Annotated in this window: 19 protein-coding genes; 9 read left to right on the top strand and 10 right to left on the bottom strand. The window is 60.1% G+C overall.

Annotated elements, in window-relative coordinates; translation table 11 throughout:
* Nucleotides 1–41: 41 nt before the first annotated feature.
* Together WG29040_RS15720 and WG29040_RS15715 are read right to left on the bottom strand one after the other, a co-directional pair.
* Nucleotides 42–806 carry a TOBE domain-containing protein gene (locus WG29040_RS15720; RefSeq protein WP_004419474.1) on the bottom strand — a complete coding sequence of 255 codons (765 nt, stop codon included), beginning with the start codon at nucleotides 804–806 and terminating at the stop codon, nucleotides 42–44.
* 58 nt (nucleotides 807–864) lie between these two features.
* Nucleotides 865–1605, bottom strand: coding sequence for a ComF family protein (locus WG29040_RS15715; RefSeq protein ID WP_127196510.1), 741 nt, complete (start codon nucleotides 1603–1605; stop codon nucleotides 865–867).
* A gap of 89 nt (nucleotides 1606–1694) precedes the next feature.
* On the opposite strand from WG29040_RS15715, the gene bioB reads away from it, so the two are divergent.
* The 7 genes from bioB to WG29040_RS15680 all read left to right on the top strand — a co-directional run bounded on the left by bioB (nucleotide 1695) and on the right by WG29040_RS15680 (nucleotide 10390).
* Nucleotides 1695–2750, top strand: coding sequence for a biotin synthase BioB (gene bioB / locus WG29040_RS15710; RefSeq protein WP_004419470.1), 1056 nt, complete (start codon nucleotides 1695–1697; stop codon nucleotides 2748–2750).
* Between the two features lie 124 nt (nucleotides 2751–2874).
* Complete coding sequence (gene bioF, locus WG29040_RS15705; RefSeq protein WP_127196509.1) at nucleotides 2875–4047, top strand: 8-amino-7-oxononanoate synthase; 1173 nt, start codon at nucleotides 2875–2877, stop codon at nucleotides 4045–4047.
* On the top strand, nucleotides 4040–4771 hold the full coding sequence (locus tag WG29040_RS15700) for an alpha/beta fold hydrolase (protein ID WP_004419465.1): 732 nt from the start codon (nucleotides 4040–4042) through the stop codon (nucleotides 4769–4771). The genes bioF and WG29040_RS15700 overlap by 8 nt, the downstream gene beginning before the upstream one ends.
* Entirely contained in the window at nucleotides 4764–5576 is an 813-nt protein-coding gene (gene bioC / locus WG29040_RS15695) for a malonyl-ACP O-methyltransferase BioC (protein WP_004419463.1), read from the top strand. Before WG29040_RS15700 ends, bioC begins: the two co-directional genes overlap by 8 nt.
* Nucleotides 5573–6253 (top strand): dethiobiotin synthase, encoded by a 681-nt coding sequence (gene bioD / locus WG29040_RS15690; protein WP_127196508.1) that lies wholly within the window; start codon nucleotides 5573–5575, stop codon nucleotides 6251–6253. Before bioC ends, bioD begins: the two co-directional genes overlap by 4 nt.
* A 284-nt stretch (nucleotides 6254–6537) precedes the next feature.
* Nucleotides 6538–8343, top strand: a complete 1806-nt coding sequence (locus tag WG29040_RS15685) for a phenylacyl-CoA dehydrogenase (RefSeq protein ID WP_004419459.1) — start codon at nucleotides 6538–6540, stop codon at nucleotides 8341–8343.
* A gap of 268 nt (nucleotides 8344–8611) precedes the next feature.
* Nucleotides 8612–10390 carry an acyl-CoA dehydrogenase C-terminal domain-containing protein gene (locus WG29040_RS15680; protein WP_127196507.1) on the top strand — a complete coding sequence of 593 codons (1779 nt, stop codon included), beginning with the start codon at nucleotides 8612–8614 and terminating at the stop codon, nucleotides 10388–10390.
* Nucleotides 10391–10732: 342 nt separating this feature from the next.
* On the opposite strand, the gene WG29040_RS15675 is transcribed toward WG29040_RS15680, so the two are convergent.
* Nucleotides 10733–11635, bottom strand: coding sequence for a LysR family transcriptional regulator (locus tag WG29040_RS15675; RefSeq protein WP_004419455.1), 903 nt, complete (start codon nucleotides 11633–11635; stop codon nucleotides 10733–10735).
* A gap of 228 nt (nucleotides 11636–11863) precedes the next feature.
* Between WG29040_RS15675 and WG29040_RS15670 the strand changes: the two genes are divergently transcribed.
* Both WG29040_RS15670 and WG29040_RS15665 read left to right on the top strand, forming a co-directional pair.
* Nucleotides 11864–13138 (top strand): aspartate aminotransferase family protein, encoded by a 1275-nt coding sequence (locus WG29040_RS15670; RefSeq protein ID WP_010656669.1) that lies wholly within the window; start codon nucleotides 11864–11866, stop codon nucleotides 13136–13138.
* Between the two features lie 175 nt (nucleotides 13139–13313).
* A complete protein-coding gene (locus tag WG29040_RS15665; protein ID WP_004419451.1) occupies nucleotides 13314–13472 on the top strand; it encodes a YqaE/Pmp3 family membrane protein in 159 nt (52 codons plus the stop codon).
* A gap of 83 nt (nucleotides 13473–13555) precedes the next feature.
* Here WG29040_RS15665 and WG29040_RS15660 read toward each other — a convergent pair whose 3' ends face one another.
* From WG29040_RS15660 to pqqF, 7 genes are all read right to left on the bottom strand, one after another.
* Nucleotides 13556–15382 (bottom strand): S9 family peptidase, encoded by a 1827-nt coding sequence (locus WG29040_RS15660; RefSeq protein ID WP_127196506.1) that lies wholly within the window; start codon nucleotides 15380–15382, stop codon nucleotides 13556–13558.
* The gene (gene pqqE, locus WG29040_RS15655; RefSeq protein ID WP_004419448.1) at nucleotides 15348–16493 is read right to left on the bottom strand and encodes a pyrroloquinoline quinone biosynthesis protein PqqE; all 1146 of its coding nucleotides are present in this window, start codon (nucleotides 16491–16493) and stop codon (nucleotides 15348–15350) included. Before pqqE ends, WG29040_RS15660 begins: the two co-directional genes overlap by 35 nt.
* Nucleotides 16486–16761 (bottom strand): pyrroloquinoline quinone biosynthesis peptide chaperone PqqD, encoded by a 276-nt coding sequence (gene pqqD, locus WG29040_RS15650; RefSeq protein ID WP_127196505.1) that lies wholly within the window; start codon nucleotides 16759–16761, stop codon nucleotides 16486–16488. The genes pqqE and pqqD overlap by 8 nt, the downstream gene beginning before the upstream one ends.
* Nucleotides 16758–17510: a pyrroloquinoline-quinone synthase PqqC gene (gene pqqC, locus WG29040_RS15645; RefSeq protein WP_004419443.1), complete on the bottom strand. Its 753-nt coding sequence runs from the start codon at nucleotides 17508–17510 to the stop codon at nucleotides 16758–16760. Before pqqC ends, pqqD begins: the two co-directional genes overlap by 4 nt.
* Before the next feature lie 64 nt (nucleotides 17511–17574).
* Nucleotides 17575–18486 carry a pyrroloquinoline quinone biosynthesis protein PqqB gene (gene pqqB, locus WG29040_RS15640; protein ID WP_004419441.1) on the bottom strand — a complete coding sequence of 304 codons (912 nt, stop codon included), beginning with the start codon at nucleotides 18484–18486 and terminating at the stop codon, nucleotides 17575–17577.
* A 97-nt stretch (nucleotides 18487–18583) separates the two neighbouring features.
* Nucleotides 18584–18658 (bottom strand): pyrroloquinoline quinone precursor peptide PqqA, encoded by a 75-nt coding sequence (gene pqqA, locus WG29040_RS15635; protein WP_003444522.1) that lies wholly within the window; start codon nucleotides 18656–18658, stop codon nucleotides 18584–18586.
* A gap of 151 nt (nucleotides 18659–18809) precedes the next feature.
* The gene (pqqF, locus tag WG29040_RS15630) at nucleotides 18810–21257 is read right to left on the bottom strand and encodes a pyrroloquinoline quinone biosynthesis protein PqqF (RefSeq protein WP_127196504.1); all 2448 of its coding nucleotides are present in this window, start codon (nucleotides 21255–21257) and stop codon (nucleotides 18810–18812) included.
* Nucleotides 21258–21260 lie beyond the last annotated feature (3 nt).

Here is a 21260-nt window from a genome sequence, read left to right as displayed (position 1 = left end):
CGCGGGTATGACAGCCGTGTTGCAAGCGGCCGTGGTGGCCGTTACAGCGGGGTGCCCAACAACACCAGCGACGGCGAGAACTGCACCTGGGTTGCATCCCCCGTCTTTGCGCCAAGTATTTCAAGGTGTTGCGGCTCGCTCAGGGCGCACAAAACCTGGCCGCCGGACAGGCTGATGCGCACTTCGCTGGGGCCATCGTCGGCGTGGAGGATTTGCTCAATGCGCCCCTGCAGATGATTGTGCCCCGGGGCGGGCACCTGTTTGGCAGCCACCAGTTGCAGCCAGCCGGCCTTGATCAGGGCGACCACCGGGCTGCCGATCTGCAGTTCCAGGCGCAGGGTACTGTCGCGGGTGATTTGCGCGTGCAGGCTCAGACCGCCCGCCAGGGCGAGCTCAATCATGTCGTTATGGCCATGGCTGGATATGGCAGTCACGTTGCCGTGCAACTGGTTGCGGGCGCTGGTTCTGAGCATCAGGCGCCCCAGCAGGTCGAGGTCTTCGGTGTCTTCGGCGGCATCCAGCACCTGGCTCTGTAGCACCTGCAAGCGCTGGTAAAGACGCAGTACCCGCTCTCCGGCAACGGACAGCCGCGCCCCGCCCCCGCCTTTGCCGCCAACGCTGCGCTGAACCAGTGCGGTTTGCGCCAGGTTGTTCAGTTCATCAATGGCATCCCATGCTGCCTTGTAGCTGATGCCCGCACTTTTGGCCGCCGCAGTGATCGAGCCCTGTTCGGCAATGTGCTGTAACAGCGCAATACGCTGCGGGCGGCGGACCATGTGTTGTGCAAGCAAGGAGGGCAGGTGCATGACGGCGGATTCGCAAGGCGGCTGGAAGCCCGGAAAGTGCCTGTTCAACCCGGGCCCGTCAAGGCGCTCCGTCAGGTTTCGGGGTGCGGGCCAGGCAATACACGTCGACCCGCCGAGCCCCGGCTTTGAGCAGCAGGCGCGCCAGGCTTTCAGCGGTGGCGCCGGTGGTCAGTACGTCATCAATCAGCGCCAGGTGCAGGCCCTGGACCTGCGCTCCCGGGCTCAGGCCGAAGGCTTGCAACAGATTGCGCTTGCGGGCTTTGGCGTCCAGCGCCTGTTGCGTGGGGGTGTCCTGGGTGCGCAGTAACCAGTGTTCTCGGCAGGGGATGTTCAACCGGGCACTGAGCCAGTGACTGAGCATGGCTGCCTGGTTATAGCCACGTTGGCGCAGGCGCTGAACGGACAGCGGTACCGGCAGCAAGAAGTCGGGTCGCTCTTGGCCGCAGTTGAAGCTATCAAGCAGGCATTGGCCTAGAAGTTCGGCCAACAGCCGGCCATAGGGCCATTTACTGTTGTGTTTGAAACCCACGATCAGGCTGTCGACCGGAAAGCCGTACGCCCAGGCCGCATGCACCTGCTCGAACGCAGGCGGTTGCTTGAGGCATTCACCGCAGGTCAACCGGGCCGCCGGGAGTGGCAAGGCGCAGCGCAGGCAGCAATCACCCAGCCAGGGCAGCTCAGGCTCACAGGCACGGCAGATCGGTAAAACGCCCTTGAGCGCCTCATCGCACAATAAACAGGTCTGGTTATTAAATAACCAGATGTCAACCAGTCTAATCCAATGTGGTTGACAGTTCATCTTGCATCCTTAAACATGCCGGGCATCCGTGCCGTGTCTGAAGCCCTTGCTTCAGGTTCAAGTCAAAGCATAAATCAAGAGAAACGCCGATGAGCGCCAGCACCCTTGCCAACTTGCGACATGATTGGTCCTTAGCCGAAGTTCGCGCATTGTTTGTTCAGCCATTCAATGATCTGTTATTCCAGGCACAGACCGTTCACCGCGCACATTTCGACGCCAATCGGGTGCAGGTTTCGACGCTGCTTTCGATCAAGACCGGGGCCTGCCCGGAAGATTGCAAATATTGTCCGCAGTCAGGCCATTACAACACCGGCCTGGCCAAAGAGAAGTTGATGCAGGTCCAGGCAGTGCTGGAAGAAGCGGCACGGGCCAAGTCGATCGGCGCCACCCGTTTTTGCATGGGTGCAGCCTGGAAACATCCTTCGGCCAAGGACATGCCCTACGTGCTGGAAATGGTCAAAGGGGTCAAGGCGCTGGGGCTGGAAACCTGCATGACCCTGGGCAAGCTCGACCAGGAGCAAACCAGCGCGCTGGCCCACGCCGGGCTCGATTACTACAACCACAACCTCGACACCTCGCCCGAGTTCTACACCAGCATCATCACCACCCGCACTTACAGCGAGCGCCTGCAAACCCTGAGTTACGTGCGTGATAGCGGGATGAAAATCTGCTCCGGCGGGATCCTGGGCATGGGCGAGTCGCTGGATGACCGGGCCAATCTGCTGATTCAGCTGGCCAACTTGCCCGGGCATCCGGAATCGGTGCCGATCAACATGCTGGTGAAAGTGGCCGGTACGCCGATGGAAAACGCGGAAGATATCGACCCGTTTGATTTCATCCGCATGCTGGCGGTGGCGCGCATCATGATGCCGCAGAGCCATGTACGGCTATCGGCGGGGCGTGAAGCGATGAACGAGCAGATGCAGGCACTCGCGTTCTTTGCCGGGGCCAACTCGATTTTCTATGGCGATAAATTGCTGACCACGGCCAACCCCCAGGCCGATAAGGACATGCAGCTGTTCAGCCGCCTGGGCATCTTGCCCGAGGCCGGTGAGGACCACGCTGACGAAGTGCATCAGGCAGCCATTGAGCACGCGCTGATGGATCAGAAATCCAGCGAACAGTTTTATAACGCTGCGGTTTAAACCCGAGCCCCACCCTTTGTAGGAGCGAGCTGTTTCAGGTTGTTTAAAAGCTCGCGAGCAAGCTCGCTCCTACAGGGGGCAGCTCGCTCCTGCAGGTTGTGCGCCATCTGTTTTCGAGGCCAGCATGTCTTTTGATCTAAGCGCCCGCCTGGCCGCGCGTCGGGCCGACCACTTGTATCGCCAGCGCCCGTTGCTTGAGAGCCCGCAAGGGCCACAGGTAATGGTCGACGGCCAGCCGTTACTGGCTTTTTGCAATAACGACTATCTCGGTCTGGCCAATCATCCCCAGGTCATCGAAGCCTGGCAGGCCGGGGCATCGCGCTGGGGCGTGGGCGGCGGGGCATCCCATCTGGTGATCGGCCACAGCACACCGCATCACGAACTGGAGGAGGCGCTGGCCGAGTTCACCGGTCGCCCGCGGGCGCTGTTGTTCAGTAATGGCTATATGGCCAATCTGGGCACGGTCACGGCATTGGTGGGGCAGGGCGATACGGTGCTGGAAGACCGTCTCAATCACGCTTCGCTGCTGGATGCCGGTTTGTTGAGCGGCGCGCGGTTTAATCGTTATCTGCATAACGATGCGCTCAGTCTGGCCGCGCGGCTGGAGAAGGCTTGCGGTAATACGCTGGTGGTGACTGATGGCGTGTTCAGCATGGACGGTGATCTGGCTGACCTGCCTGCCCTGGCCCGCCAGGCCAGAGCCAAAGGCGCATGGCTGATGGTCGATGATGCCCATGGTTTCGGCCCGTTAGGCGCCAATGGCGGCGGGATTGTCGAGCACTTCGGCCTGAGCGCGGACGATGTTCCGGTGCTGGTCGGCACCCTGGGCAAGGCATTTGGCACCAGCGGTGCGTTTGTGGCCGGCAGCGAAGAGTTGATCGAAAGCCTGATCCAGTTCGCCCGGCCTTACATCTACACCACCAGCCAGCCACCGGCGCTGGCCTGTGCCACGCTGAAAAGCCTCGAGCTGTTGTGCACCGAACACTGGCGCCGTGAACACCTCAAGCAATTGATTAGTCAGTTCCGCCGTGGTGCCGAGCAGATTGGCCTGCAGCTGATGGACAGCTTTACTCCGATCCAGCCGATCATGATTGGCGACAGTGGCCGGGCGATTCGCCTGTCACAGATGCTGCGCACACGCGGATTGATGGTGACCGCGATTCGTCCGCCAACGGTGCCGGCAGGCAGTGCGCGATTGCGCGTGACGTTGTCGGCCGCTCACACAGAGGCGCAGGTGCAGCTATTGTTAAATGCACTCGCTGACTGTTGGCGCAAGCTGGAGCCCGACCATGCGTGACCGTTTGATTTTGCTGCCGGGCTGGGGCCTTGGGGTTTCACCGCTGGAGCCCCTGGCCGCAGCGTTGCGAGGCCTGGACGAGCACTTTCGGGTTGAAATCGAACCGCTGCCGGTGCTGGCGTCGACCACGTTGCAAGACTGGCTCGATGAGCTGGATGCAACACTGCCCGACAACGTCTGGCTGGGCGGCTGGTCGCTGGGCGGCATGCTTGCCACGGAGCTGGCCGCCCGCCGGGGTGAGCGTTGTTGCGGGCTGGTGACCCTGGCCAGCAACCCCAGCTTTGTCAGCCGTGACGACTGGCCCAGTGGCATGCCGGCAGCTACCTTCGAGCTCTTTCTTGGCGGTTTTCGCGAAGCACCCAACACCACCCTGAAACGCTTTTGTCTGTTATGCAGCCAGGGCTCGGCCGAGCCCCGTGCATTGGCCAGCCAGCTGTTGGGCGGCGCGCCCAAAGCGCAGCCGGACATCCTGCTCGCAGGCCTGGAATTACTGGGCAAGCTCGATACGCGCAGTGCCTTGCAGGCGTTCAACGGTCCGCAATTGCATTTGTTCGCCGGGCTTGACGGCTTGGTGCCGGTACAGGCCGCAAGCGATGTGCTGGCGCTGTTACCAGATGTCGAAGTGGGTCTGATTGAACAGGCCTGTCATGCATTCCTGCTGGAAGCCCCCCACGAATTGGCGGCGGCGATCCAGGGTTTTTTACATGAGTCGGGCGATGACTGATTTGAGTGTTGCAACCCACGCCAATCCCTTGCCGGACAAGCGTCAGGTGGCCGTTTCGTTTTCCCGGGCGGCAGCCAGCTACGACAGCGTGGCTGAACTGCAGCGTGCAGTAGGTCATGAACTGGCCAGCCGCTTACCGGCAGATCTCAAGCCTGAGCGGTGGCTGGATCTGGGCAGTGGCACGGGCTATTTCAGCCGGGTGCTGGGGCAGCGTTTTGCTCACAGTGAGGGGCTGGCGCTGGATATCGCCCAGGGCATGCTGGCGTTCGCCCGGCCCCAGGGCGGTGCCCAGCATTTTATTGCAGGGGATGCCGAAAGCCTGCCGCTGCAGTCCGGCAGTTGTGACTTGATTTTTTCCAGCCTGGCGTTGCAATGGTGTGCCGATTTCAATGCCGTGCTCAGCGAAGCCCGGCGGGTGCTCAAACCCGGAGGCGTGTTTGCCTTTGCCAGTTTGTGCGTGGGTACATTGCGCGAGTTGCGTGACAGCTGGCGGGCGGTGGATGGTCAGGTTCACGTCAATCGCTTCCGTGAATTCGAGACCTATCAACAGCTGTGCGCCGGTAGCGGCCTGGCTGTACTCGGCCTGCACAATCAGGCGCATGTGCTGCACTACCCGCAAGTGCGCCAGTTGACCCATGAGCTGAAGGCTCTGGGGGCGCATAATCTCAACCCCGGTCGCCCCGAAGGGCTGACCGGCAGGGCACGGCTTCAGGGATTGGTGGGTGCGTACGAGCAGTTTCGTCAACCTGCGGGACTACCGGCAACCTATCAGGTGGTCTACGGGATTCTGGAGAAAGCGCGATGAGCCCTGGGTACTTCATTACTGGCACCGACACCGACGTTGGCAAAACCACGATTGCAGCAGGTTTGTTGTATGCCGCACGCGAGGCCGGATTGAGCACGGCGGCGGGCAAGCCGGTGGCTTCGGGCTGTGACAACACCCCTGAAGGTTTGCGTAACGCCGACGCGCTGGCACTGATGGCAGAGTGTTCAATCAAGCTCAGCTACGACGAGGTCAACCCCGTGGCATTCGAACCGGCCATCGCTCCGCACATTGCTGCGCGCGAAGTCGGGGTGGTGCTGACGGTGAAATCGTTGTTGTCGCCCATGCGCCAGATTTTGGCCCGGCAGGCGGATTTCACTCTGATTGAAGGCGCCGGAGGCTGGCGCGTGCCGCTGTCCGGGCAAGACAGTTTGTCGGATCTGGCCCAGGCACTGGATCTGCCGGTGATTCTGGTGGTGGGCGTACGCCTGGGTTGCATCAGCCATGCCCTGTTGACGGCCGAGGCGATTGCCCGGGATGGCCTGCAACTGGCCGGTTGGGTGGCCAACATCATTGGTCCGAAGACCTCCCGCCTTGAAGAAAACCTCGCCACCCTGGCCGAGCGTCTCCCGGCTCCCTGCCTGGGCCGTGTGCCAAAGCTCAAGAGCGCCTCGGCGCAGGCTGTGGCCGAGCATCTGCAGCTGGATTTGCTGGACTAAGCTCTGTTCCCCATGTGACTGCTCCCTTCAGGCGCTGGCTTGCCAGCGATCCTGGGGACGGGTGCGCCTGTGGCAATACGCTGAAGCGATGGCCGGCAAGCCGGCTCCCACAATTTGCTGCCGGGCCCGATATATAAGGGTATCGATCATGCCCAAGACGAACGGCGGCATAGCGCTGCTTGACAATAAATGGGCGTAAACGTATGTTTCAAACAACTGTTTGACCGCTATAACAAATTCACGCGGTTGTTCATCCCCGGATTCATCAGCAGAGGTTTATCGCTATGCCTGACTACAAGGCCCCCTTGCGTGATATTCGCTTCGTTCGTGACGAACTGCTCGGTTACGAAGCGCATTATCAGAGCCTGCCGGCTTGCCAGGACGCTACTCCAGATATGGTTGACGCCATTCTTGAAGAAGGCGCCAAGTTTTGTGAGCAAGTGCTGGCACCGCTGAACCGCGTGGGTGACATCGAAGGCTGCACCTGGAGTGAATCCGGGGTTAAAACGCCTACCGGCTTTAAAGAAGCCTACAAACAATTCGTTGAAGGCGGCTGGCCTAGCCTGGCTCACGACGTAGAACACGGCGGCCAGGGCCTGCCGGAGTCTCTGGGTCTGGCAGTCAGCGAAATGGTGGGTGCGGCCAACTGGTCGTGGGGCATGTACCCGGGCCTGTCCCATGGTGCGATGAACACCATCTCTGAGCACGGTACTCCCGAGCAGCAGAATACCTACCTGAGCAAGCTGGTTACCGGCGAGTGGACCGGCACCATGTGCCTGACCGAGTCCCATTGCGGTACCGACCTGGGTCTGCTGCGGACCAAGGCTGAACCTCAGGCTGATGGTTCCTACAAAATCTCCGGGACCAAGATTTTCATCTCGGCCGGCGAACACGACATGGCCGACAACATCGTCCATATCGTTCTGGCGCGCCTGCCGGATGCACCGGCGGGTACCAAAGGTATTTCGCTGTTTATCGTGCCCAAGTTCAACGCTAACGCCGATGGCAGCCTCGGTGAGCGCAACGCGGTTTCCTGTGGCTCCCTTGAGCACAAAATGGGGATCCACGGTAACGCCACCTGCGTGATGAACTTCGACGGTGCAACAGGTTTCCTGATCGGCCCGCCGAACAAAGGCCTGAACTGCATGTTCACCTTTATGAACACGGCCCGTCTGGGCACTGCCCTGCAGGGTCTGTCCCACGCCGAGATCGGTTTCCAGGGCGGCCTGAAGTACGCTCGCGACCGCCTGCAAATGCGTTCGTTGACCGGGCCCAAGGCACCTGAAAAGGCTGCTGACCCGATCATCGTTCATCCGGATGTACGTCGCATGCTGTTGACCATGAAGGCATTCGCCGAAGGCAACCGCGCGATGGTTTACTTCACCGCCAAGCAAGTCGACATCGTGAAATACGGCGTTGATGAAGACGAGAAAAAGAAAGCCGATGCGTTGTTGGCGTTCATGACTCCAATCGCTAAAGCGTTCATGACTGAAGTCGGCTTTGAATCCGCCAACCATGGCGTACAAATCTATGGCGGCCACGGCTTTATCGCTGAGTGGGGCATGGAGCAGAACGTTCGCGACAGCCGCATTTCGATGCTGTACGAAGGCACCACCGGTATCCAGGCACTCGATCTGCTGGGCCGTAAAGTGCTGATGACTCAAGGCGAAGCGCTCAAAGGCTTCACCAAGATCGTGCACAAGTTCTGCCAGTCCAATGAAGGTAACGAAGCCGTTCAGGAGTTCGTGACACCTTTGGCTGCACTGAACAAGGAATGGGGCGAGCTGACCATGAAGGTCGGTATGGCAGCCATGAAAGACCGCGAAGAAGTGGGTGCGGCCTCGGTCGACTACCTGATGTATTCCGGTTATGCCTGCCTGGCGTATTTCTGGGCTGACATGGCGCGTCTGGCGGCTGAAAAGCTGGCAGCGGGCACGTCCGAAGAAGCGTTCTATAAAGCCAAGTTGCAAACGGCACGTTTCTACTTCCAGCGCATCTTGCCGCGTACCCGTACCCACGTTGCCACCATGCTTTCGGGCGCAGGCAACCTGATGGACATGAAAGAAGAAGACTTCGACCTGGGCTACTAAGCCCGGCGAGTCATCTGAAAAAGCCGCTTCTCCCCAGGGGACGCGGCTTTTTTATTGTGCGCCATCCACATCCCCCTTGTAGGAGCGAGCTTGCTCGCGAGCTTTTTATAAAAACGCCTCGCGAGCAAGCTCGCTCCTGCAGGGCATGACTTAAATATTATGTCTGGTCACAGCTTGACCCTATGTATCACTATCGTCGTTAAGCTAGACTGAGTGCCGGTTTCAATTGCCCTACGGGCTCCAACGTTTACAGATTACGAGGTTTGCCATGGCTGATTACAAAGCGCCCCTGCGCGATATGCGCTTCGTCCTCAATGAGGTTTTCGAGGTCGCCTCTCTTTGGGCGCAATTGCCTGCATTAGCAGAAACCGTCGATGTTGAAACTGTTGAAGCCATTCTTGAGGAGGCGGGCAAAGTAACTGCCAAAAGCATCGCGCCGTTGAGCCGCAGCGGCGACGAAGAAGGCTGCCACTGGAAAGACACCGTAGTCACGACGCCAGCCGGTTTCGTCGACGCCTACAGGACCTACGCTGAAGGCGGTTGGGTCGGCGTGGGTGGCGCCCCCGAGTTCGGCGGAATGGGCATGCCCAAGTCGGTATCGGCCCAGGTTGAAGAAATGATCAACTCCTCCAGCCTGGCTTTCGGCCTGTATCCCATGCTGACGGCCGGGGCCTGTGTATCGATCAACGCTCACGCCAATGAAGAGTTGAAAGCCACTTACCTGCCCAATATGTATTCGGGGGTGTGGGCGGGCTCCATGTGCCTCACCGAGCCACATGCCGGTACCGATCTGGGGATTATTCGCACCAGGGCCGAGCCTCAGGCTGATGGTTCCTACAAAGTCAGTGGCACCAAGATTTTCATCACCGGTGGCGAGCACGACCTCACCGAAAACATTATCCATCTGGTCCTGGCCAAACTGCCGGATGCTCCGGCGGGGCCCAAAGGCATTTCGCTGTTTCTGGTGCCCAAGTTCATGGTGCATGCCGATGGCAGCCTGGGTGAGCGCAACCCGGTTACCTGTGGTTCCATCGAACACAAAATGGGAATTCAGGCTTCAGCCACTTGCGTCATGAACTTCGACGAAGCCGTGGGTTATCTGGTGGGCGAGCCCAACCGTGGATTGGCCGCGATGTTCACCATGATGAACTACGAGCGTCTGGGCGTCGGTATTCAGGGCCTGGCCTCGGGCGAACGCTCGTATCAGAACGCGGTGGAATACGCCCGCGACCGCCTGCAAGGGCGTGCTGCAACCGGCGCTCAGGCCAAGGACAAAGTGGCTGACCCGATCATCGTTCATGCTGACGTACGCCGCATGCTCCTGACCATGAAAGCCTGCAACGAAGGCGGACGTACATTTTCCACCTATGTCGCCAATCAGCTGGATATTGCCAAGTTCAGCGAAGACCCGGCGGCGCGTGAACGGGCCGATGCCCTGGTGGCGTTACTGACCCCTGTGGCCAAGGCCTTTTTGACCGATCTGGGGCTGGAAACCACCGTGCATGGCCAGCAAGTGTTTGGCGGCCATGGCTATATTCGTGAGTGGGGTCAGGAGCAACTGGTGCGCGATGTGCGTATCACCCAGATCTACGAAGGCACTAACGGCATTCAGGCGCTGGACTTGATGGGCCGCAAGGTGGTTGGCAACCGCGGGGCTTACTACCGGATGTTTGCCGATGAAATCCGCCAGTTCATCGCAGCGCAATCCAGCGACTTGAGCGAGTTTACCCAGCCCCTGGCGGCCGCTCTGGACACCCTTGACCAACTGACGGCCTGGGTTCTGGACCGCTCGCAAAATAATCCCGATGAAATCGGCGCGGCATCGGTCGAGTACCTGCAGGTTTTTGGTTACACGACCTATGCCTACATGTGGGCATTGATGGCCAAGGCTGCTTTGGGCAAAGAGTCCGAAGAAGCCTTTTATGTCAGCAAACTGGGCACTGCACGCTTCTACTTCGCGCGTTTGCTGCCACGTATTCACTCGCTGAGCGCCTCGGTCAAGGCTGGTAGCGAGTCGCTTTACCTGCTGGATGAAGCGCACTTCTGAAATCATTTCAGAGCCATGTAAGCATTTGCTTACATGGCGTACTGCCATTCGCCCATATCGCCAGATTGGATCCATGGGTAATCTACTTATCAGGGACGTAGAGCAGGAAGCTCAAAGCAACAACAGGGACACGTAGGATTCTGCCAGGAAGGCGGAGTGAAAAGGATGTCAGGGAAACAGTCTGCAAAACCCCGCCTAGGCGGGGTTTTCTTTTTTGTGCGTCTGAATTTTGCTGGGCCCCGGTTGACAATAGATGTCCTGCGGGAGCCGGCCTGGCGGCGATGGCATCATCGTTTTTGTTCAGATGGCCGCCCTTGCTGCACCGCTGCAAGCCGGTTTGCACTACAACAGCGCTGCATCCTTGGGATGCCTCACGTCTTCCAGCAATGTGCGCAGTAATTCGAGCGTCGCTTGCTGGCGCTGTACATCGCGACACACCAACCCCACCTTCAGCGGCACCCGCGGTTCACTGAGGGGCTTCCAGAGCAGTACTTGATTTTCATGTTCCTGGCGCGAGCGCCCCGGCAGTACGGTCGCCAGCCTGGTATGGGGCAGGCTTTCGAGAATTCCGGCCATGGTGTTCAGCTCAGCCTGAACCTGTGGCCGACGGCCCAGGCTCGCGAGCTGGCTCTTCCAGATTTGCCGCACCTGAAACTCCTCCCCCAGCAGCAACATCGGCAGTTCGGCAGCCTGGGTCAGTGACACCTTCTTGAATTCGCGTAACGGATGGTCGGCCGGAATCACCAGTTGCAACTCGTCTTCGTACAGCAACATGCCGTTCAGCCCCGGCTGACGTGGCGGCAGATAGCTGATCCCGATGTCGAGGGAACCATTGAGCAGGCGCCGTTCAATCTCGATGCCGGTCAGTTCGTAGATTTGCACCACCAGATGCGGCTGGGCCTGACGCACGCGTTCGAGCATTTGCGGCACCAGGCTGGTATGCACGGTTTGCAGCACGCCGATGGCAATGGTGCGCAGGGCCTGGCCCTGGAAGTTGCTTAGAGCCTCTTTGGCCCGTTGCAGACCATCGAGTAGTGGCAAGGCGTGGTTGTACAAGGTATGCGCCGCGAGCGTCGGTAGCAGGCGTTTACTGCTGCGCTCAAAGAGGCTGACGTCGAGGTTGTGCTCCAGGTGGCGTATCTGTTGCGAGAGCGCCGGTTGCGAGATGGACAAACGCTCGGCAGCACGGCCCACATGGCCTTCTTCGTACACCGCGACGAAATAACGCAGTTGCTTGAAATCCATAAGTAATGCTTATCGAAAATGCTTAAAAAACGAAATGGCTCAAAGGCCCGACGACGCCTAGTCTACCCCCATTCCACAAGGGCCGTAGAGCCTGAGAGCCAGAAGATTACTGATTTGCACGAGGTTTTTTGCATAGGAAAGGCAATAGGTTTTGCCGGTGGCGTTGTCACTCATGCACAAGACTCCGGTTGCAAATCGGATCTGCTTATGAGCACAAGGTCTGCCTGCATGAACCTGTTCAACCTGCGTCGCCCCCGATCCAGCCATCACCTGCTGGAGGCTGAGTCCGTTCCGTCAGTTCATGACAGCCGCCAGTCCCGGGCCTGCCTGATGCCCAGCGTGGAGCGCGCGGCTCAAGTCTTTGTGCGGGGCCAGGGGTCGTGGCTGTGGGACAGTGAAAGCCGTGCTTATCTGGACTTTTACCAGGGCGGTGCAGTCAATAGCCTGGGGCATAGCCCGGCCGTATTGATCAAGGCGATGGCAGATCAGGCGCAGGCACTGATCAATCCCGGGTCGGCTTTTTACAATCCGGGCATGTTGGGCCTGGCCGAGCGCTTGTGCGCAAGCACCGGCAGTGACCAAGTGCATTTTCTCAATACCGGAGCCGAGGCCAACGAGGGCGCGATCAAACTGGCGCGCAAGTGGGGCCAGTTGCATCGTGGCGGTGCCCACCGAGTTATTACCGCCACCCAAAGTTGCCACGGTCGCAGCTTTGGCGCGATGTCCGCCTCAGGCTGCGGCACCTTTGATAATCGCTTTGAACCGCAATTGCCGGGCTTTATCAACGTACCGTTCAACGACCTGCCGGCGCTGCACGCCGCCGTCGATGCGCAGACCGTGGCCATCATGCTGGAGCCGGTACAGAGCGATGCCGGTGTGATTCCGGCGACCGGGCATTACCTCAAGGGCGTCGAACGCCTGTGTCGCGAGTTGGGCATCTTGCTGATTCTGGATGAAGTCCAGACCGGTATGGGCCGCTGTGGCACCTTGCTGGCAGAACAGAACTACGGCGTACGTGCCGACATCGTAACCCTGGGCAAAGGCCTGGGCGGCGGCGTGCCATTGGCCGCGTTACTGGCGCGGGGCAAGGCCTGTTGCCTGGAACCGGGAGAGCTGGGTGGCACCCATCATGGCAATGCATTGATGACCGCTGCCGGTGGTGCGGTGCTTGAGACGCTGCTGGAAAAAGGTTTCTTGCAGCAGGTGCGGGACACCGGTCACTACTTGCGCGAGGGGCTGGCCCGTCTGGCAAGCCGTTATGCCCAGGGCGAACTGCGTGGTCAGGGCATGTTCTGGGGGCTGACCCTGTCGGATGATTCGGCGCAGGCAGTGGTAAAGGCGGCGTTATACGAAGGTTTGCTGATCAGCGCTCCGCAGCCCGACTGTCTGCGTTTCACCCCTGCGCTGTGTGTCAGTAAAGGCAACATCGATGAGATGCTGCTGCGTCTGGCCCGGGCGTTTGCCCGGGTACGGACAGCACAATTGCAGTGCCGCAGAACCTAGAGCCATACAGAATTCAATGAACCGTCTCGCGGTGTACCGCGCGCCCTGTGCCAGTTTTGTTTGGCACGGGGCGTTTTTTTGTCCCGGATGAGTGCCGACTGAACCTTTTAATCACGTGCGCAGTCGATTAACTGTAGGGCTCGATTGGGCCCGCTATTAATTGGGAGCTGAACTCATGGACCTTATTAAAATCATTTTTGCGATCTTGCTCCCTCCACTTGGCGTGTTCATGCAAGTGGGATTTGCCGGCGCATTCTGGCTGAATATTCTGCTGACCTTGTGCGGATACATCCCGGGGATCGTGCACGCGGTGTGGATCATCGCCAAGCGCTAACGTGAGGCCGGAACTTCCTGATGCGCCGCTGACGTTGCAGGAGCGAGCAAGCTCGTTCCTGCAGGTGGTGTGCAGTCCAAGGGTTATCTGGCCAGCAACTCGCTATAAAACAACCATTCCTGTTCCAGTGCGTGTTCCTGGTTTTTGGCCTTGCGAAACCCGTGGTGTTCATCGGGATAGTAATGCGCCCGGGCCGGGATGCCGTTGTCTTGCAGCGCCTCGAGCATGTCCCGGGTCTGCTGCGGGACCACCACGGCGTCCAGCTCACCCTGGAAGAAAATCACCGGCACGCGGATCTGGCTGGCGTGCAGTAACGGGGTGCGGGCCGCGTAGCGTTCGGCATCCCGTTGCGGGTCGCCGATCAGCCAGTCGAGGTAATCGCCCTCAAACTTGTGGGTGCTGCGTGCCAGGGCGACCGGATCGCTGACCCCGTACAGACTGGCGCCCGCGCGGAAGACATTGTGGAATGCCAGCGCGCACAAGGTGGTGTAGCCACCCGCGCTGCCGCCACGAATAAACGCGCGTTCGCCATCGATCAAGTCCTGTGCCGCGAGGTAGCTGACCACGGCGCAGGCGTCTTCAACATCCACTTCACCCCATTGCAGATGCAGGGCCTGGCGATATTCCCGGCCATAGCCACTGCTGCCGCGATAGTTCAGGTCGGCGACGGCAAAGCCGCGTTGGGTCCAGTACTGGATACGCGGGTCAAGCATCGGGTAGCAGGCCGATGTCGGGCCTCCGTGAACAAACACCAGCAATGGCGGTTTGGTTTCGCCGTGCATTGCCGGGTAGAAAAAGCCATGGGCTTCGCCGCCCCCGGACGGGTAGCGCAGGGTATGTGGCCGGCTGATTTGCCCGGGGGGGAGCGGCGCAATGCCACCGGCCAAAACGTTGATCTGTTTGTCGTGGCGGCGGATGGCAATGACGGCCGAGGGGCTGACCGGTGATGCGGCAATGCAATAGATGAACTCATCATCCAGCGCCAGGGAGCGAAAGCGGCTGTAGTCAGCGGTGTAATCTTCAAGATGGCCGTCAGGCGTATGGATGCCCAGGCGTCCGAAACCGGCCTCGGTCCAGCTGGCCAGATAGGCCTTGTCGCCCAGGGGCAGCCAGGTGCTTGCGCCCAGTTGCCAGGGTGCCGGGGCGTGATCGGCGGCGGCACTTGGCGCAGGTATCAGGCCTTCGGCAAATTGTGCCCAGGGCTGCCAGAAGCCGGCGCGATCGGTAAGGCAATACAGGCGACTGTATTCGTCGAAGCGCGGCTGTTGCAGTGACTCTTCGCGCAGATCTCCGGCGATGCAGCGTGGGGTATTCCAGTGCCCATCGATGTTGCCTTCCGCCAGCATCAGGCGGGTCGACGTCCACGGCTGATGCGGCCGGCTCCATTCGATCCAGGCCAGGCGTTGACCGTCTGGGCTCAGGGTGGGCGCCGCGTAGAAATCGGCGCCTTCAGCCAGTACCCGGCGCTCAAGGGTCTTGAGGCTGATGCTCACCAGTCGATGGGTTTCGACATTTTCCTCGACGGCCAGTATGTGCCCGTCAGCGTATTGCACATCGCCATAGCGGCAAATGCCCCGGGTCAGGGCCTGGGGGGCCTTGTCATCCAGGGTTTGCAGATACAGTTGCTGGTCGGATTCGTTGACGAACACCACCCCGTTATCGCTCAGGCAGAACGCGCCGCCGCCGTACTCGTAGACCCGGCTGCGAACACTGAAACCCTCGGGTGTCAGGCAATGTGCCTGGCCGTCGCGCCAGTGCCAGATGCGACAGGCCGCGTCGGTGGGGCGGTACTCATTCCAGAACAGCCCTTTTGGGCCGACCCGCAGCTCTGCGAAATCGACCCCGGCGGCTACGGCGAGTGCGGCACTGAAAGGTTCAGCCTTTTGCGATGAGACGTGAGTTTCGATCATTTCGGAACGCCAGTTGTTCGATGGTCTGGGTGGCGTGCTCGGCTTCTTCGCGCGCCTTGAGAATCAAGTCGTGTTGTGGCGATTTGCTGCAAACCGGGTCCGCATTGCTGGCATCGCCCGTGAGCATGAAGGCCTGGCAACGACAACCGCCAAAGTCCTTTTCCTTCTCGTCGCACGAGCGGCAAGGCTCGGGCATCCAGTCATAGCCTCGAAAACGATTGAAGCCGAAGGAGTCATACCAGATGTGTTGCATGCTGTGGTCGCGTACGTTGGGGAACTCGACCGGCATCTGCCGTGCACCATGACACGGCAAGGCGGTGCCGTCAGGTGTCACGGTCAAAAAGATACTGCCCCAGCCATTCATACAGGCCTTGGGTCGCTCTTCGTAATAGTCCGGGGTGACGAAAATCAGTTTGCAGGGATGGCCTTCGGCGGCCAGTTTGGCCCGGTATTCATTGGTGATGCGCTCCGCCCGCACCAACTGTTCTTTGGTCGGCAGCAGTCCGACCCGGTTGAGCTGGGCCCAGCCGTAGAACTGGCAGGTGGCAAGCTCGACGAAGTCGGCCTCAAGGGCGATGCACAGCTCGATAATGCGATCGATCTTGTCGATATTGTGCCGATGGGTGACGAAGTTCAGCACCATCGGGTAGCCGTGGGCCTTCACGGCGCGGGCCATTTCAAGTTTTTGCGCGAAGGCTTTTTTCGAACCGGCCAGCAGGTTGTTCACCTGTTCGTCACTGGCCTGGAAACTGATCTGGATATGGTCCAGGCCGGCCTTTTTGAAGTCGCTGATTTTCTGCTCGGTGAGGCCGATGCCGGAAGTAATCAGGTTGGTGTAGAAGCCCAGCTTGCGGGCTTCGGCGATCAGCTCGGCGAGGTCCTGACGCACCAGCGGTTCGCCCCCTGAAAAACCGAGCTGGGCGGCGCCCATTTCCCGGGCTTCACGGAACACCTTGAACCATTGCTCGGTGCTTAGCTCTTTGCCCTGCTGGGCGAAGTCCAGCGGGTTGGAGCAATAGGGGCATTGCAGCGGGCAGCGGTAGGTCAATTCGGCCAGCAGCCAGAGCGGCAGGCCGATTTCCGGTTTGGGCGGGATACGGCTGTCAGGCAAGTTCGATCCAGTGCTCTGCACGAGCGACCTCCATAAATTGCTCGATGTCTGCGCCGAGCTCGGGTACGCCGGGGAACTGTTGGTCCAGTTCACCAATAATGGCGGATACGTCACGCTGGCCATCTATCAGGCCACCGATCAATGCCGCGCTGTCGTTGAGTTTGATCATGCCTTCGGGGTACAGCAGCACATGGCCTTTTTGCGCGGGCTCGTATTGAAAGCGATAGCCCTGGCGCCAGGTCGGGATTTTGCTGCGATCGAAGCTCATAGGGTGATTCCTTTGTGCCAGACCCGTTGGTCGGTCACGCTGTGATAGGGCGGGCGGTCCAGCTCGTAGGCCATGGTCATGGCATCGAGCATGCTCCAGAGAATGTCCAGTTTGAACTGCAGGATCTCCAGCATGCGTTGCTGACCCTGGTAAGTGGTGTAGTGCTGCAAGGTAATCGCCAGCCCATGCTCCACATCGCGCCGGGCCTGGCCCAGGCGGGTGCGGAAGTACTCGTAGCCGGCAGGATCGATCCAGGGGTAGTGCTGCGGCCAGCTGTCGAGCCGTGACTGGTGGATCTGCGGCGCGAACATCTCGGTCAGGGAGCTGCTGGCGGCTTCTTCCCAGCTGGCGCGGCGGGCGAAATTGACATAGGCATCCACGGCAAAGCGAACGCCGGGCAGGACCAGTTCCTGGGAACGCAGTTGCTCCGGGTCCAGCCCTACTGCCTGGCCCAGCCGCAGCCAGGCTTCGATACCGCCGTCTTCGCCGGGGGCGCCGTCGTGGTCGAGCATGCGCTGAATCCACTCGCGGCGTACTTCCCGGTCGGGGCAGTTGGCCAGAATCGCGGCGTCCTTGAGCGGGATATTCACCTGATAGTAGAAGCGGTTGGCGACCCAGCCCTGAATCTGCTCGCGGGTCGCGCGGCCTTCGTACATCGCCACCTGATAAGGGTGATAGATGTGGTAATAGGCGCCCTTGGCCCGCAGGGCGGCTTCGAATTCGGTGGTGCTGAGAGGGGCGTGGGTCATGGTGCCTCCAGAAAATACGTTTTTGCAGTCGCTGCCGCTGGCTGCGACTACAGGGTTTTGCGGGTCAGAGCTCGATACTCATGCCGTCAAAGGCCACTTCAACCCCCCGGCGGGCCAGTTCGGCACGTTCGGCAGAGTCTTCGTCGAGGATCGGGTTGGTGTTGTTAATGTGGATCAGGACTTTGCGCTGCCCGGGCAATTGCTCAAGCACTTCGAGCATGCCACCGGGGCCGTTTTGTGCCAGATGGCCCATTTCACGACCGGTACGGGTGCCGACGCCACGGCGCTGCATTTCGTCGTCGTCCCACAGCGTGCCGTCCACCAGCAGGCAGTCGCTGCCGGCCATGATGTCCAGCAATGGCCCGTCGACCTTGCCCAGTCCCGGGGCGTAGAACAGTTTGCCGCCGGTGCGCAGGTCTTCGACGATCAAGCCGATGTTGTCGCCGGGGTGCGGGTCGAAGCGATGCGCAGAATAGGGCGGCGCAGCACTGCGCAAGGGCAGTGGACTAAAGCGCAGGTTCGGGCAGGCCGGGATGGTGAACGTGCCTTCAAGCTCGATGCGGTGCCAGTTGAGACCGCCGTTCCAGTGCTTGAGCATGGTGAATAACGGGAAGCCGGTGCTCAGGTCTTCATGAACCATGTCGGTGCACCACACGTCATGGGGGCAGCCTTCGCGCAGGCTCAGCAGGCCTGTGGTGTGGTCAATCTGGCTGTCCATCAGAACAATGGCGCTGATCCCCGTGTCACGCAGGGCGCGGCCTGGCTGCATGGGGGCAAAACTTTGCAGTTGCGCACGAATGTCGGGTGACGTGTTGCACAGAACCCAGTTCACGCCGTCATCGGAGATTGCAATCGAGGACTGGGTTCGGGCCTTGGCGTTCAGCGTGCCATCGCGAAAACCCGCACAGTTGACGCAGTTACAGTTCCACTGCGGGAAGCCGCCGCCAGCGGCGGAACCTAGAATCTGGACAAACATGGCATGCTCTCTTGCAATTCTGAAAATAAAAACGCCCCGGCGAACCGAGGCGTTGGGTTGCTCTGCTCAGCTCTGTTGTGCACAGAAGCAGCGCAGATCAACGGCTAGCGAAATACATGGTGACTTCGAAGCCAATACGCAGATCAGTGTAAGCAGGTTTTGTCCAAGCCATGAGGTAACTCCTTCAGCGGTAGTGGGTGGGGTCTCTAACGTTAGTCCGGCTCCCGAGGGAGTCGTTCCTGTGCTTAGGCGATCATGTTACTAAATCAGACCGTTCTTGAACGACCAATGTCGGAAAAAGCTCGTTACACAGATGGTAACGATCAGCTTCTCCCCTGATAAAACGTTTCAGTTGCATTGTGTGTTGCGAGGCACAAGTAGCCGATATCAGCCTGGGCAATGTGCTGTGCCGCTTTCAGTGTAGTGCCTGGTTCCAGCGCCAGAAGCGCGGCGTAGAGGGCCTCGAGGTAATCCGACGGGTGGCCTGCCAGTTTGGCTTGCCACAACAGCTCAGCGGCCTGGAGCGCGCCCAGGGCCTCGGTCGAGAATTGCCGTGCCAAGGCATCACGAGCCTGGGTGAAAGAAGTTTCATCCAGCGAGCTGACCAATTGCGGCAAATCGGCGAGAAAGGTCCGGATGTGCCCGAAGATTTCAGCCGTTGAGGCGTGGGGTGATTGCACGCCGAACAGCAGGCCGGTCTGGCCATTGATTTGGCGCAAACCACTGAACACCGCGTAGCCCAATTGCAGCTCGCCCCTTAGCCGCTGATAGAACGGGGTTTGAGCGATATGGGCCAGCAGGCGCCAGGCCGCCTCAGCGCCGAGGTTGCCCACTGGCGCAGGACAAAATAGTAGCAGGGCCTGTTCGCTGGAATCGCAGGGTTCGGTGTGCCAGAAGTGCCGGTTTGCAGATTCGGGCTCCTGCCTGATCTGTGCATCCGGGGTGCCGGGAACTCTGGCCAGTGCCGCTGTGATCAGCGACTGGGTGGCGGCGGGCAAACCGACAGCCAGCCCGTCCCACTGCGCCGTGGCCCAGCACTGCTGCAGATCGCCGGCCACATAGTCGCTACCAGGCTGGCAGACCTCTGGCAGGCGCTTGAGCAATTGGCGAATGGGTATCAATGGCCTGGCAGGGGGGGCGTTAGTCAATGGCCCGGTCGAGGGCGTAGCCAGTGCGCGCAGAGCGTGTTCGAGAATGGCGGGCATGGGCATCTGAAAGCCCTGCAGTTTCAGCAGCCAGTCATTGCCGCAAGGGCTGAACGACAGTTCGACACCGGCCGCGCGGGCATCTTGCTGCAGTGGGCGCAGGCTGTTTTCCAGGCCTGACAGCACGCCGTCTGCAGGTGTTGCGTGCAAGCGCCAGCGCAGGTAAATCGCTGCTTCGCCGTTATGGGCAGGCACCGCCGAACTGAAGTTCATTGCGGACATATCGCGACGGCTGCGCAAACGGTCCTGAGCAAAGGTGCGCAAGCCACGGTGAGCACTGGTTTGCCCGCGAATCAGGCCGGCATTGACCGGCTCTTTCGCTGCGCGCAAAAATGGATTGGCCGCCGGCAATTGCCAGGTGTACCGGCAGGTCGAGACCGGCACGGGCTGCATCTGCCCCAGTATGGCTTTAAGTGCCGCCACGGCTTGATCCGACAACGGCCCCTCAGCTTGCTCGCAGTCCAGGCGGGCCAATTCCATTGCGCCACAAACTTCCATCTGACGCTGTTGCAGTAAACGAAACTCCTCCCGCAGAGCGGGCCAGTCTTGTTGAGTGCTGAAGAACGCCAGCCAGTCGTAGAACATCTCGCTTATCTGTGTTGCGGTCTGAGTGATCTCGGCAGCTGCGCTGAACTCGATTTGCAACAGGGCCTGCCCCTTGAACTGATACAGCACCGCAGCTTTCAGGTTAGTGATCAGTTGCTGCTGGCATAGCCGGGCCACCAGGCCGTCGGGTTTATCGGCATTGATCCAGTGGCACAGAAAGTCCAGGGCCTGTCTGGAGGCGGGCGGCAGCTGCTCGAAGGCGAACATCAGGTTCAGGTGCTGGCCATCGATGTGTTGATAGCCCGGCCCGGCATCAGTCATCAATTTGGGGGGTGCACTCTGTACAACGGTTTCTGCGCGTCGTAGATCGGCGCAGCTGTGTTCAGCCAGTGCGGTCAGTTGATCTACGGATAGCGGCCCCGTCAGGCTGAGGCTCATTTGCCCGGTTTGATAGAACTCTTGGTAAAAGTCCTGCAGCGCCTGCTGAAAACTCTGGCGAGGTATTGGCAGGCTGTAACGGTTACCGGCATGGAAAGCCCTGAGCGGATGTGCCGGATTAAGGGGTTGCAGCAGTTTTAGCTGGTGCTGTGCCGAGGGCTCACGAGCCCAGGCGATAAATTCGGCATGCAGTACTTCGCGTTCGCGCAGTTGCTCATCCAGATTCATGCGCGGATGCGCGAGCATGTCGCACAACCGCTCAACACCGCCGGCAAAGGTATCGGCTGACAGCTCAAAGAAGAAGTCGGTGTGACGCTCGCTGGTTCTGGCATTCACTTGGCCGCCATGGCGTTGCACGTAGGCCATGAGGTTGTCTTGTGCCGGGAAGCGCTCCGTGCCGAGGAACAGCAAGTGCTCCAGAAAATGCGCGAGGCCGGGCCAGGCGGCGGGCACATCGTGACTGCCTGCGGCAACGCGCAATACGGCCGCGCAACGCTTGAGGCGCGGCTCATGGCGTACAGAAAGACTCAGACCGTTGTTCAGGGTCGAGCGTTGGGTGTGAGGGTGGTTCAGCGCAGGCATGGG

This window comes from Pseudomonas sp. PAMC 29040, from assembly GCF_003994535.1.
Lineage (GTDB): Bacteria > Pseudomonadota > Gammaproteobacteria > Pseudomonadales > Pseudomonadaceae > Aquipseudomonas > Aquipseudomonas paraversuta.
Note: the sequence above shows the minus strand (reverse complement) of the source record. Positions and strands in the feature narration are given on the sequence as shown.